The organism is Duganella sp. SG902, assembly GCF_013376005.1.
GTDB lineage: Bacteria > Pseudomonadota > Gammaproteobacteria > Burkholderiales > Burkholderiaceae_D > Rugamonas.
In genome coordinates this window covers 543982-556915 of the sequence record NZ_JABMJK010000003.1, presented here as the reverse complement: position 1 = coordinate 556915, position 12934 = coordinate 543982, and the positions used below count along the sequence as shown (strand labels likewise).

Below are 12934 nucleotides of genomic sequence, written 5' to 3'. Positions count from 1 at the left end.
GGGGCGCTTGGGCAAGGGCGGTATCGGGTTGGGGGGGAGGTACTTGCGGCGAGGGTCGTCGGTCGGGATCATGATATATCCAGTTTTTGATTTGTCATTACTTGCGCGGCATTGCGCAAGCGTCGGGTCAATAGCAAGTCGTGCAAAAATTTACCTGTTTCCAGACCATATTTTCTGCGCAGGTCCAACAATTGCGCCTCAAACTCCGCGATGGCAAAGCTGTCATTGATTTTCATGCGCACAATCAAGGACCCGATTTCCATACTCAAATTGCGTAGCTCAACTGTCGAGGTTGAATGCCTCTTTAGCTTTTCGGCTACATCGAGTTGACTTGATACGATTGCGAGCAAGGTACTGGCAGACGTAAACATCGGCCATAAAAAAGTATAGTCGCTACTTTTCCAGAATACGAGGCCTGCCAACGCAGCTCCGCCGGATGAAATTGCCACGAGGATTTTGGTGATCGTATCCAGCCATACCCAGCGCACAAGTAGCGCTGTTATCAGTGTTTCCGCATAGCTTACGTGGTACAGCAGGGCCTGTGCCTCGTCCCAAATGACATCGCGTGGATCGATAGTCATAGCCTGCTCCGCATAAAAAAAGCCAGCGTATAAGACCAGCGCAAAGTGAGGGTTGAGCGAGTTCAAACGAAAACGATTTTGTCGCCATCCGGACTTAACGATGCTAGAATGCGCCTTCCGAGGAGCGCTGCGACGAATGTTCATTCGCCAGGCTCGGAGATCCCCAACCGCGCTCACGTTACTTTTTTCAACTTATGAAAGGAGGGCGTGATGAACGCCGTACTCAAATCCGCTCAAGACTACCTGGTCGCCGACATCTCCCTGGCGCCATGGGGCAACAAAGAAATCAAGATTGCCGAAACCGAAATGCCTGGCCTGATGGCGATCCGCGAGGAATTCGCCGCCGCCCAGCCGCTGAAAGGCGCGCGCATCACCGGTTCGTTGCACATGACTATCCAGACCGCCGTGCTGATCCAGACGCTGGAAGCGCTGGGCGCGCAAGTGCGCTGGGCCTCGTGCAACATCTACTCGACCCAGGACCACGCCGCCGCCGCCATCGCCGCCAACGGCACCCCGGTGTTCGCCATCAAGGGCGAAACCCTGGACGAGTACTGGGACTACACCCACCGCATCTTCGAATGGCCGAACGACGCCGCCGGCAACCCGGTCTACTCGAACATGATCCTGGACGACGGTGGCGACGCCACCCTGCTGCTGCACCTGGGCGCGCGCGCTGAAAAGGACATCTCGGTGCTGGCCGCACCAGGCTCGGAAGAGGAAATCTGCCTGTTCAACGCCATCAAGGCCCACCTGGCCAAAGACCCGTCGTGGTACTCCAAGCGCCTGCCGCACATCCTGGGCGTGACCGAGGAAACCACCACCGGCGTGCACCGCCTGTACCAGATGCACAAGGAAGGCAAGCTGGCCTTCCCGGCCATCAACGTCAACGACTCGGTCACCAAGTCGAAGTTCGACAACCTGTACGGCTGCCGCGAATCGCTGGTGGACGGCATCAAGCGCGCCACCGACGTCATGATCGCCGGTAAGATCGCCGTGATCGCCGGCTACGGTGACGTCGGCAAGGGCTCGGCCCAGGCCATGCGCGCGCTGTCGGCGCAAGTGTGGGTGACCGAGATCGATCCGATCTGCGCCCTGCAGGCCGCGATGGAAGGCTACCGCGTGGTGACCATGGACTACGCCGCCGAACATGGCGACATCTTCGTCACCTGCACCGGCAACTACCACATCCTGACCGAAGAGCACATGCTCAAGATGAAGGACCAGGCCATCGTCTGCAACATCGGCCACTTCGACAACGAGATCGACGTCGCCGCGCTGAAGAAGTACACCTGGGAGAACATCAAGCCGCAGGTCGATCACGTGATCTTCCCGAACGGTAAGCGCATCATCCTGCTGGCCGAAGGCCGTCTGGTGAACCTTGGTTGCGGGACCGGCCACCCTTCGTACGTGATGTCGTCGTCGTTCGCGAACCAGACCATCGCCCAGATCGAGCTGTTCGCCAACACCGCCAAGTATCCGGTCGGCGTGTACGTGCTGCCGAAGCACCTGGATGAGAAAGTGGCGCGCCTGCAATTGAAAAAACTGAATGCGCAACTGACCGAACTGACCGACGAGCAGGCCGCCTACATCGGCGTGACCAAGGAAGGTCCGTACAAGCCAGACCACTACCGTTACTAAAACCACCGCGTCATTCCGGCGAAAGCCGGAATCCATACAACGCTGGGCAGCATGCTCAGCATGGATTCCGGCCTGCGCCGGAATGACGGCTCTTGCAGCGAGAACTTCTTATGCGTTTGGTCCTTACCTGGTTAATCAATGCCGTTGCCTTGCTGGCAGTGCCTTACCTGATGCATTCCGTCGATGTCACAAGCATAGGCGCAGCCCTCGTCGCGGCTCTTGTACTGGGCCTGGTCAATACGCTGATACGTCCCGTCCTGCTGTTGCTGACCTTACCGGTGACGCTGCTGTCACTGGGCCTGTTCATCTTCATCGTCAACGGCTTCATGTTCTGGCTGGTGGCGCAATGGGTGGACGGCTTCCATGTCGACAGCTTCCTGTCGGCGGTCGGCGGCGCGGTGTTGTACAGCGTGATTTCCTGGGCTTTGTCGACCTTACTTTTGAAGACCCCAGATGGACAATCCTAACTTCAGTATCGAATTCTTCCCGCCCAAGACGGCGGAAGGCGCGGAGAAGCTGCGCGCCACGCGCGCCAAGCTGTCCGAGCTCAAACCGAAATATTTTTCCGTGACCTTCGGCGCCGGCGGCAGCACGCAGCGCGGCACGCTGGACACGGTGGTCGAGATCCTCGCCGCCGGCGAAGACGCCGCGCCCCACCTGTCCTGCGTGGGCGGCACGCGCGAGTCGATCCGCGAGATCCTGACCGAATTCAAGTCGCACAACATCAAGCGCATCGTCGCGCTGCGCGGCGACCTGCCGAGCGGCTATGGCGCGGCCGGCGAATTCCGTTATGCGAACGAGCTGGTGGAATTCATCCGCCAGGAGACCGGCGACTGGTTCCACATCGAAGTGGCGGCCTATCCGGAAGTGCACCCGCAAGCCAAGTCGCCGCAGGATGATTTGCTGGCGTTCGAACGCAAGGTGAAGGCTGGTGCCAACGCCGCCATCACCCAGTACTTCTACAACGCCGACGCCTACTTCAACTTCGTCGAGCAGACGCAGAAGCTGGGCATCAACGTGCCGATCGTGCCGGGCATCATGCCGATCACGAACTACACGCAGTTGATGCGCTTCTCCGACATGTGCGGCGCCGAGATCCCGCGCTGGGTGCGGCTCAAGCTGGCCAGCTTCGGCGACGACACCGCATCGATCAAGGCCTTCGGCCTGGACGTGGTGGCGGCGCTGGGCGAGCGTCTGCTGAAGGGCGGCGCGCCAGGCCTGCACTTCTACAGCATGAACCAGGCGGCGGCCACCACCGCCCTGTGGCAACGCTTGATCTAAGCCTCGGTGATGATGCGGTCCAGCGCCACATCATGATCGTCGCTGGCAAACGGCACCTGCAGGCACTGGTAAGCGATTCCCAGTGTCCGCGGGCGCGGTGCATGGCGTGCCAGCGTGCGGTCGTAGAACCCGCCGCCATAGCCCAGCCGATAACCTTGCGGGTTAAAACCCAGGCAAGGCACCAGCAGCGCCGGCGGATACGCCGTCTGCAGGCGTAACGCGGCCGGCACCGCCACGCCCATTTTATCTTTCACCATTTCCTCGCCGATGGACCACTCGGCAAACTCCAGCGCCGCATCCCTTTGCACCACCACCGGCAGCAGCAGGCGCGCGCCAAGGCGCGCCAGTTCGGCGTAGGCTGCGTGCAGGTCCGGCTCATCGCGCAGCGGCCAATACACCCCCAGCGCGGCCGGCTGTTCGGCCTTCCACCAGGCCACCACCTGCTCCCCGATCGCGCGGTCCCACGCGGCGCGCGTGGCGCTGTCGATAGCACGCCTTGCGGCCAGCAGCTGCTTCCTTAAATCCGCCTTACCCACTGGTGATCCGGCGTCGCTGCGTGGTATTCTAGGAATGCTGGTCATATATTGATTCAAGTCTTAAGAGAGTTGCACATTGATTTCTGCTTCGAAATGGATAGCCGGCGCCCTCGTCGTTGCCTTAACCTCGCTTGCCCACGCCGACGACGCCGATAGCCGCAGGGATGACGACTCCTTCCTGCTGCTGCGCGACGCGGTACGCCAGGACGACGCGGCCAAGGCGGATTTCTACGCCGCCCGCCTGCCCAACTACTCCATTCCATCCTACGTCGATTATTATCGGCTGAAATCACGCCTGAAGGACGTCCCGCAGTCCGAAATCCGCGACTTCTTCAAACGCTACGACGGCCAGGCCATCGTCGACCGCCTGCGCAACGACTGGCTGCTGGACCTGGGCCGCAAGCGCGACTGGGCCACCTTCGACGAGCAGTATCCGCTGTTTGTCCTGAACGATGACACGCAAGTCAAATGCTACGCGCTCACTGCGCGCGCGCTGAAGGGCCAGAAGGTCGCGGACGAGGCGCGCGCCTTGCTGACCGCGCCCAGCGTCTACGGCGAGCCCTGCGCCGGCCTGATCGCCACCCTGTACCAGAACGGCCAGTTCAACACCGAAGACCTGTACGCGCAACTGCGCCTGTCCGGCGAGTACAACGCCACCGGCCAGGCGCGCCGCATCGTCGCGCTGCTGGACGGCCCGGAAAAGAAAGCCGTGCAAGCGGTTGATTTGCCGACGGTGGCGGTGGCCAAGGGCATGGGGCCGAGCAAGGTGGAACACCAGATCTACATCGTCGCCATCGGCCGCCTGGCCAAGACCAGCGTCAAGCTGGCGACGCTGGCGCTGAACAAGGCGCTGCCGAAAATGACGCCGCAGGAACAGCAGCAGGGCTGGGCCGCGATCGCGCTGCAATCGTCGTACACGCTGGCGCCGGAGACCACCGATTACTGGAAGCGCTCCAACGGCGCGCCGCTGTCGATCGACCAGGCGCAGTGGAAGGCGCGCATCGCGCTGCGCAATGGCGACTGGCGCCTGGTCGAGAACACCATCCGCGCCATGCCGGCCGCGCTGCGCGGCGAGCCGACCTGGGTCTACTGGCTGGGCCGCGCGCTGATGGCGCGCGATGGCGTGACCAGCCAGCCCACCGGCGAAGCGCTGCAACTGTTCCGCAGCATCTCGGACCAGTCCAACTACTACGGCCAGCTGGCGCTGGAGGAAACCGGCAAGCTGATTACCATTCCAACCGCCGGCGCGCCGATCTCGCAAGCCGAAATCGTGCCGATCGCCGCCAACCCGAATTTCCAGCGCGCGCTGAAATTCTTCAGCATGCGCCTGCGCTTCGAAGGCACGCGCGAATGGAACTGGGGCTTGCGCGGCCTGAGCGAACGCGAACACCTGGCCGCCGCCGAATTCGCGCGCCAGAACAATATCCTCGACCGCATGGTCAACACCTCCGAGCGCACGCGCATCCAGGTCGACTACACGCAGCGCTTCCCGTCGCCGCACAACGACGTCATGCATCCGGCCACGCAGACGCTGGGTCTCGACAAGGCGTGGGTGTACGGCCTGATACGGCAAGAGTCGCGCTTCATCATGGACGCGCAATCGCACGCCGGGGCCTCGGGCCTGATGCAGGTGATGCCATCCACCGGCCGCTGGATCGCCAAGAAAATCGGCCTCACCGATTTCGCGCAGGAGATGCTGAGCGACGTGCGCACCAATATCCTCCTGGGCACCAACTACCTCAACATGGTGCTGGGGAACATGGACGGCTCGCAGGTGCTGGCCACCGCCGCCTACAACGCCGGGCCGGGCCGCCTGCGCACCTGGCGCGCCACGCTGACCAAGCCGATGGACAGCACCGTGTTCATCGAATCGATTCCGTACGTCGAGACGCGCACCTACGTCAAGAACGTGATGTCGAACGCCACCTACTACGCGGCGCTGTTTGAAGGGCGGCCGCAATCGCTCAAGGCGCGCCTCGGCAACGTCGCGCCGAAAGGCTATACCGAAGCCGAGGAACAGGAAACCAGCTTCGTGCCGCGCTGATCACCCCATACAGGACGACTCATCATGCAGACCACCCAACTTGATCCCAGCTTGTCGCAAACCCTGGCCGCGGCGCGTTCGCCCGGCCTGACGCTCGTCATCGGCAACAAGAATTATTCATCGTGGTCGATGCGCCCTTGGGTGGCGATGACCGCCTTCGGCATCCCGTTCCAGGAAGTGCGCGTGCTGCTGGACCAGGACGACACCGCCAACCGCATCTGCAGCTACTCGGCCTCCGGCCGCGTGCCGGTGCTGCTGGCCGGCGAAGAGATGACCATCTGGGACAGCCTGGCGATTTGCGAATATCTGGCCGAACAATTCCCCGAGCTGCATCTGTGGCCACAGGACGTGGCCGCGCGCGCCATGGCGCGTTCCGTGTGCGCCGAGATGCACGCCGGCTTCAGCGACCTGCGCAACTCGATGTCGATGAACATCCGCGCCAGCTATCCGGGCAAGGGCCGCACGCCGGGCACGCAGGCCGACATCGGCCGCATCAGCGAAATCTGGGAAGAGTGCCTGTCGCGCTTCGGCCATCACCAGTTCCTGTTCGGCGAGTTCTCGATCGCGGACGCCTACTTCGCGCCGGTGGTCTGCCGTTTCCGCACCTATGGCGTGGCGCTGGCGCCGGCGCTGGACGCCTACTGCCAGCGCGTGCTGGCCCATCCCGCCGTGGCGCGCTGGGTGGAGGAGGCCCTGGCCGAAACCGAAACGGCGCCCAAGCACGACGCGGAAATGCCGGACTGAGAACATGCAGACTTACGTCGTAGGCGGCGCCGTGCGCGATGCGCTGCTTGGCCTGCCGGTCAAGGACCATGACCACGTGGTGGTCGGCGCCACGCCGGACGAGATGGTGGCCAAGGGCTTCCGTCCGGTCGGCAAGGACTTCCCGGTATTCCTGCATCCGCAAACGCAGGAAGAGTATGCGCTGGCCCGCACCGAGCGCAAGACCGCGCCCGGCTACAAAGGGTTTGTGTTCCACACCTCGCCCGACGTCACGCTGGAAGATGATCTGATCCGGCGCGACCTCACCATCAACGCCATCGCCCGGGCCGAAGACGGCACGCTGACCGACCCCTACGGCGGCCAGCGCGACATCGAGCAGCGCATCTTCCGCCATGTGTCGGCGGCGTTCGCCGAAGACCCGGTGCGCATCCTGCGCGTGGCGCGCTTTGCCGCGCGCTTCGCCGACTTCCGCGTCGCGCCCGAGACCAATGAGTTGATGAAGCAGATGGTGGAACACGGCGAAGTCGACGCGCTGGTGCCGGAGCGCGTATGGCAGGAACTGTCGCGCGGGCTGATGGAGCAGAGACCATCGCGCATGCTGGAAGTGCTGCGCGATTGCGGCGCGCTGGCGCGCATCCTGCCGGAGCTGGACGCGCTGTGGGGCGTGCCGCAGCCGGAGAAATGGCATCCCGAAATCGACACCGGCATCCACGTGCTGCAAGTGATCGACTGCGCGGCGCGGCTGGAGCGCGACCTGCCGACCCGTTTCGCCTGCCTGATGCACGACCTGGGCAAGGCCGCCACGCCATCGGAAAACTGGCCCGCGCACCACGGCCACGAAGGCTTGGGCGTCAAGCTGGTGGAGCAGGTATGCAAGCGCCTGCGCGTGCCCACCGAATGCCGCGACCTGGCCGTGATGACCGCGCGCGAACATGGCAACGTCGGCCGCGCCCTGCAACTGCGCGCCAACACCATCGTCACCCTGTTCGAACGTTGCGACGCCTTCCGCAAACCGACGCGCTTCACGCAAATGCTGCTGGCGACCGAATGCGACTCGCGTGGCCGCATCGGTCCGAACGCCAGCTACGCCGACGCGCCGTTCCCGCAACTGGAGCACCTGGAAAAAACGCTGGCGGCCGCGCGCGGCGTCAACGCCGGCGAGATCGCCGCATCGTGCGCCGACAATCCGCAGCGCATTCCCGAGCGCGTGCACAGCGCGCGCGTCAAGGCCGTCAAGCTGGCGCTGAACGTCGCCGACGAGGAAGACGAGGCATGATACTGGTGAAGGAGCTGCGCCAGCGCGACCGCCGCCGCATGCTCAAACACTTTCTCGACCTGGAGGACAGCGACCGCCTGTTGCGCTTCGGCTCCGTGCTGCCCGACGAGCAGGTGGCCAACTACGTCAACCGCATCGACTTCGCGCGCGACATGGTGTTCGGCGTCTACAACCGCATGTTCAAGCTGGTGGCGGTGGGCCACCTGGCGTTCGCGCCGCGCGATGAAAACAGCAGCGTCACCGAAAAGGAGCGGGTGGCGGAATTCGGCCTGTCGGTCAGCCGTTCGGCGCGCGGGCTGGGCGTCGGCTCCAAGCTGTTCGAGCGCGCCGCCATTTCCTGCCGCAACAACGACGTCGACACACTGTACATGCACTGCCTGTCGTCCAACAAGACCATGATGCACATCGCCAAAAAGGCCGGCATGGAAATCCACCGCGACTACGGCGAGGCCGACGCCTACCTCAAACTGCTGCCGGCCGATCCGGCCAGCGTGCTGCAGGAAGCCCTGCACGAGCAGATCGCTGTGCTGGACTATACCCTCAAGGCCAACAAGCGCATCGCCAGCAAATGGTTCAACCGCCTGCTGGGCCGCAAATAATCACACCAGCGGCAGCGCCGTGGTGTCCTTGACGCGCTGCAGGGCGAAGGACGACTTCACATCCAGCACGGCCGGGTGGCGCAGCAGCGTCGCCATCATGAAGCGCGAGAAGTGCTCCATGTCCTCCACGTGCACGCGCAACAGGTAATCCATCTCGCCGGTCATCGCATAGCAGGCCACAACTTCCGGCCACTGCGCCACCGATTCCGCGAAGTCGGCGCGCGGCGACGGCTGGGTGTTGGGCGCGCCCAGCACGCGCGCGGTGCTGTGGGCCGAGGCCTCGTTGTGCTTTTCCAGCCGCACGTTCACATACGCCAGCAGGCCGAGGCCGATCTTGTCCGGGTCCAGCAGGGCCACGTATTGACGGATCACGCCGGCCTCCTCCAGCCGCTTGATGCGGCGCAGGCAGGGCGACGGCGACAGAGCGACCAGCTCGGCCACGTCCTGATTCGACAGGCGGCCATCGGACTGCAAGATGGACAGAATCTTACGATCGGTTTTGTCCAGCGCGATTTTGGTCATAAATACCTCGGAAATTCGGTGTTGAGGGCAATATTATTGCTCAAATCGCTCGCGCACGCGAATTGTTTGCAATTATCTGCCGCCGGCACAGGTCTATACTGGCCGTATTCCGGTAGCACCGCGCCTAGACGGGGCACCGGCCGAGATTATTGGAGACAACATGAATGCACCTCACAAGGGTACGCAGCTGGATCCGGCCGCCCAGTCGATCACTGAGCCGGCCGCCATCACCCTCGACGACAAATGGACGCTGGAGCGCGGCCGCGCCTTCATGACCGGCACCCAGGCGCTGATCCGCCTGCCGATGATGCAGCGCGAGCGCGACCTGAAAGCGGGCCTGAACACCGCCGGCTACATCACCGGCTATCGCGGTTCGCCGGTCACGAGCGTCGACATGACGGCCATGAAGGCCAAGAAGTACCTTGACGAACATCACGTCAAATTCCATCCCGGGATGAACGAGGATCTCGCGGCCACCGCCGTGTGGGGTACGCAGCAAACCAATCTGTTTAAAGACGCGAAGTACGACGGCGTGTTCGCCATGTGGTACGGCAAAGGCCCGGGCGTGGACCGCTGCGGCGACGTCTTCAAGCATGCAAATAATGCGGGAAGCGCGAAGCACGGCGGCGTGCTGGTGCTGGCTGGCGATGACCACGCGGCCAAATCTTCCTCCACCGCGCACCAGTCGGACCACATCCTGAATGCCTGCGGCATCCCGGTGCTGTATCCATCGTCGGTGCAGGAATACATCGACTACGGCCTGCACGCGTGGGCCATGAGCCGCTACACCGGCTTGTGGGTCTCGATGAAATGCGTGACCGATATTATCGAATCGGGCGCGGTGGTGGACTTCGATCCGGACCGCGTGCGGATCGAACTGCCGACCGACTTCGAACTGCCGGAGGGCGGCCTGAATATCCGCTGGCCGGACACGGTGCTGGACATGGAAGTGCGCATGAACAGCTACAAGTGGTACGCCGCGCTGGCCTACTGCCGCGCCAATAAGCTGAACAAGATTATTTGGGACTCGCCGAAACCGAAGATCGGCATCATCACCGCCGGCAAATCGTATCTCGACACGCGTCAGGCGCTGGCCGACCTGGGCATCGATGAGCAAGCCGCCGCCGACATCGGCATCCGCCTGTACAAGATCGGCATGACCTGGCCGCTGGAGGCGGAAGGCGTGCAGGCATTCGCCAAGGGCCTGGAAGAGATCCTGGTGGTGGAAGAGAAGCGCCAGATCCTTGAATACGCGCTGAAGGAGGAGCTGTACAACCTGCCGGACGGGCAGCGTCCGCGCGTGGTCGGCAAATTCGACGACACCGGCGAGTGGAGCAACCACGGCAAGACCGGCCACGGCGACTGGCTGCTGCCAGCGACCTATGAACTGAATCCGGCGCAGATCGCGCGCGCCATCGCCTCGCGCATCGCGCACTACTGCGACGGCCATCCTGTCGCCAAGCGCGTGCAGGAACGCGTGGCCTACCTGGAAGCGAAAGAAGCGGCGCTGAAAACCCTGCCGGCCAAGGCCAATCCACAGACCGACCGCACGCCGTTCTTCTGCTCCGGCTGTCCGCACAACAGCTCGACCAAAGTGCCGGAAGGCTCGCGCGCACTGGCCGGCATCGGCTGCCACTACATGGTGCTGTGGATGGACCGCGAAACCTCCACCTTCACCCACATGGGCGCGGAAGGCGTGACGTGGGTGGGGCAGGCGCCGTTCACCAACGAGAAGCACGTCTTCACCAATCTTGGCGACGGCACCTACTTCCACTCGGGGATACTGGCGATACGCGCCGCCGTCGCGGCCAAGGTCAACATCACCTACAAGATCCTGTTCAACGACGCGGTGGCCATGACCGGCGGCCAGCAGTTCGACGGTCCGCTGGATCCGGGCATGATCTCGCGCCAGATCGCGGCGGAGGGCGTGACGCCGATCATCGTGGTCACCGACGAACCGGATAAATACCCATCGGACTACAACTGGGCGCCGGGCGTCACCGTGCGCCATCGCAGCGAATTGATGGACGTGCAGCGCGAGCTGCGCGACAAGCCGGGCGTGTCGGCCATGATCTACGACCAGACCTGCGCGTCCGAGAAACGCCGCCGCCGCAAACGCAACGAATATCCCGATCCCGCCAAACGCGCGGTCATCAATGAAGCCGTGTGCGAGGGCTGCGGCGACTGCTCGGTGCAATCCAACTGCCTGTCGGTGGAGCCGCTGGAGACGGACCTGGGGCGCAAGCGCCAGATCAACCAATCCTCGTGCAACAAGGACTTCTCCTGCACCACCGGCTTCTGCCCGAGCTTTGTGACGGTGGAAGGCGGCGCGCTGAAGAAGCCGAAGAAAGCGGCGGTGGGCGAGGGGCCGCAGGCGGCGTTGCCGACGCCTGTGCTGCCTTCGACCGAAACGCCGTACGGCATCCTGATCACCGGTATCGGCGGCACCGGCGTGGTGACCGTCGGCCAGATCCTGGCCATGGCCGCGCACGTGGAAAACAAGGGCGCCATCGTGCTGGACATGAGCGGCCTGGCGCAGAAGGGCGGCCCGGTGATGTCGCACGTGCGGCTGGCGGACAAACAGTCAGACCTGCATTCGACCCGCGTCGGCACCGGCAGCGCCGACCTGGTGATCGGCTGCGACCTGATCGTCACCGCCTCGCGCGACGCCCTGTCGCGCATGGGCGAGGGCCGCACGCACGCGATGATCAACTCGACCGGCTCGTCGACGGCGGCGTTCGTGAAAAACCCGGACTGGCAATTCCCGGACGCCGGCTCGCGCGGCGAAATCATCCGCGCCTGCGGCAACGACAACGTCGACTTCGTCGATGCCGGCCAGATCGCCACCGCGCTGATGGGCGACTCCATCGCCACCAACATGTTCATGCTGGGCTACGCCTTCCAAAAAGGTCACGTGCCGCTGAGCGAGGCGGCGCTGGTGAAAGCGATTGAACTGAACGGCGTCTCGGTCGGCTTCAACAAGGCAGCCTTCAACTGGGGCCGCACGGCGGCGCACGACCTGGGCTCGGTGACCAAGCTGACCACGCCGGCCAAGGTCATCGAATTCAAACGCATCCAGACGCTGGACGACATCATCGCCAAACGCATGGAGCTGCTGACCGCCTATCAGGACGCGAATTATGCTAAACAGTATAAATCGTTTGTCGACATGGTTCGGGCGGAAGAGGTCAAGCTGGGCAAGACCACCCGCCTGACCGAAGCCGTGGCACGTTACTACTACAAGCTGATGGCGTACAAGGACGAATACGAAGTCGCGCGCCTGTACAGCGACGGCGCGTTCCAGCAGAAAATCGCCGGCATGTTCGACGGCGACGTCAAGCTGAAATTCCACCTGGCGCCGCCGCTGATGGCCAAGCACGACGCGCAGGGCCGCCTGATCAAAAAAGAATACGGTCCATGGATGATGAAAGCGTTCGGCGTGCTGGCCAAATTCAAAGGCCTGCGCGGCACCGCGCTGGACGTGTTCGGCTACACCGAAGAGCGCAAGATGGAGCGCGCGCTGATCGGTGAATACCGCGAGACGATCACCGGACTGCTGCCCAGGCTGACCGCTGAGAATCTGCCGCAGGCGGTGGCGATCGCCAGCATCCCGGAAGACATCCGCGGCTACGGCCACGTCAAGGAACGTCACCTGAAGGCCGCCAAGCAAAAAGAAGCGGCCCTGCTGGCAGCGTTCGGAAAACACGCCACCGCCGCCTGAATTCGGGGTCAGC

General features: G+C 63.4%; 11 protein-coding genes and 1 riboswitch. Of the genes, 8 read left to right on the top strand and 3 right to left on the bottom strand.

Annotated features, from left to right (window positions below):
* Positions 1–68 precede the first annotated feature (68 nt).
* Entirely contained in the window at positions 69–581 is a 513-nt protein-coding gene (locus tag FHW83_RS09080; protein WP_176646008.1) for a hypothetical protein, read from the bottom strand.
* 113 nt (positions 582–694) lie between these two features.
* A riboswitch (S-adenosyl-L-homocysteine riboswitch) is annotated at positions 695–763 on the top strand.
* A gap of 28 nt (positions 764–791) precedes the next feature.
* Between FHW83_RS09080 and ahcY the strand changes: the two genes are divergently transcribed.
* From ahcY to metF, 3 genes are all read left to right on the top strand, one after another.
* Positions 792–2219, top strand: coding sequence for an adenosylhomocysteinase (gene ahcY, locus FHW83_RS09075; RefSeq protein ID WP_176646007.1), 1428 nt, complete (start codon positions 792–794; stop codon positions 2217–2219).
* A gap of 110 nt (positions 2220–2329) precedes the next feature.
* The gene (locus FHW83_RS09070; RefSeq protein ID WP_176646006.1) at positions 2330–2686 is read left to right on the top strand and encodes a phage holin family protein; all 357 of its coding nucleotides are present in this window, start codon (positions 2330–2332) and stop codon (positions 2684–2686) included.
* Positions 2673–3500, top strand: a complete 828-nt coding sequence (gene metF, locus FHW83_RS09065; protein ID WP_176646005.1) for a methylenetetrahydrofolate reductase [NAD(P)H] — start codon at positions 2673–2675, stop codon at positions 3498–3500. The genes FHW83_RS09070 and metF overlap by 14 nt, the downstream gene beginning before the upstream one ends.
* On the opposite strand, the gene FHW83_RS09060 is transcribed toward metF, so the two are convergent.
* Entirely contained in the window at positions 3497–4036 is a 540-nt protein-coding gene (locus FHW83_RS09060; protein WP_373997184.1) for a 5-formyltetrahydrofolate cyclo-ligase, read from the bottom strand. The genes metF and FHW83_RS09060 overlap by 4 nt on opposite strands.
* Before the next feature lie 76 nt (positions 4037–4112).
* Here FHW83_RS09060 and FHW83_RS09055 point away from each other — a divergent pair, with 76 nt between their 5' ends.
* Genes FHW83_RS09055 through FHW83_RS09040 form a run of 4 tightly spaced genes read left to right on the top strand, consistent with a single transcriptional unit; the run spans position 4113 to position 8678 of the window.
* Positions 4113–6080 (top strand): lytic transglycosylase domain-containing protein, encoded by a 1968-nt coding sequence (locus tag FHW83_RS09055; protein WP_176646003.1) that lies wholly within the window; start codon positions 4113–4115, stop codon positions 6078–6080.
* A 24-nt stretch (positions 6081–6104) separates the two neighbouring features.
* Positions 6105–6824: a glutathione S-transferase family protein gene (locus FHW83_RS09050; RefSeq protein WP_176646002.1), complete on the top strand. Its 720-nt coding sequence runs from the start codon at positions 6105–6107 to the stop codon at positions 6822–6824.
* A 4-nt stretch (positions 6825–6828) separates the two neighbouring features.
* Positions 6829–8079 (top strand): multifunctional CCA addition/repair protein, encoded by a 1251-nt coding sequence (locus FHW83_RS09045; RefSeq protein WP_176646001.1) that lies wholly within the window; start codon positions 6829–6831, stop codon positions 8077–8079.
* Positions 8076–8678 carry a GNAT family N-acetyltransferase gene (locus FHW83_RS09040; RefSeq protein ID WP_176646000.1) on the top strand — a complete coding sequence of 201 codons (603 nt, stop codon included), beginning with the start codon at positions 8076–8078 and terminating at the stop codon, positions 8676–8678. Before FHW83_RS09045 ends, FHW83_RS09040 begins: the two co-directional genes overlap by 4 nt.
* Here FHW83_RS09040 and FHW83_RS09035 read toward each other — a convergent pair whose 3' ends face one another.
* Positions 8679–9200: an Lrp/AsnC family transcriptional regulator gene (locus FHW83_RS09035; RefSeq protein WP_176645999.1), complete on the bottom strand. Its 522-nt coding sequence runs from the start codon at positions 9198–9200 to the stop codon at positions 8679–8681.
* Between the two features lie 160 nt (positions 9201–9360).
* Here FHW83_RS09035 and FHW83_RS09030 point away from each other — a divergent pair, with 160 nt between their 5' ends.
* Positions 9361–12921, top strand: coding sequence for an indolepyruvate ferredoxin oxidoreductase family protein (locus tag FHW83_RS09030; RefSeq protein WP_176645998.1), 3561 nt, complete (start codon positions 9361–9363; stop codon positions 12919–12921).
* Positions 12922–12934: the final 13 nt, after the last annotated feature.

What these genes read in the sequence shown, in the direction of transcription:
- FHW83_RS09050 (WP_176646002.1), top strand. Translation starts at nt 6,105, where the DNA reads ATGCAGACCACCCAACTTGATCCCAGCTTGTCGCAAACCCTGGCCGCG.
- FHW83_RS09040 (WP_176646000.1), top strand. Translation starts at nt 8,076, where the DNA reads ATGATACTGGTGAAGGAGCTGCGCCAGCGCGACCGCCGCCGCATGCTC.
- FHW83_RS09045 (WP_176646001.1), top strand. Translation starts at nt 6,829, where the DNA reads ATGCAGACTTACGTCGTAGGCGGCGCCGTGCGCGATGCGCTGCTTGGC.
- ahcY (WP_176646007.1), top strand. Translation starts at nt 792, where the DNA reads ATGAACGCCGTACTCAAATCCGCTCAAGACTACCTGGTCGCCGACATC.
- FHW83_RS09030 (WP_176645998.1), top strand. Translation starts at nt 9,361, where the DNA reads ATGAATGCACCTCACAAGGGTACGCAGCTGGATCCGGCCGCCCAGTCG.
- FHW83_RS09070 (WP_176646006.1), top strand. Translation starts at nt 2,330, where the DNA reads ATGCGTTTGGTCCTTACCTGGTTAATCAATGCCGTTGCCTTGCTGGCA.
- FHW83_RS09035 (WP_176645999.1), bottom strand. Translation starts at nt 9,200, where the DNA reads ATGACCAAAATCGCGCTGGACAAAACCGATCGTAAGATTCTGTCCATC.
- metF (WP_176646005.1), top strand. Translation starts at nt 2,673, where the DNA reads ATGGACAATCCTAACTTCAGTATCGAATTCTTCCCGCCCAAGACGGCG.
- FHW83_RS09080 (WP_176646008.1), bottom strand. Translation starts at nt 581, where the DNA reads ATGACTATCGATCCACGCGATGTCATTTGGGACGAGGCACAGGCCCTG.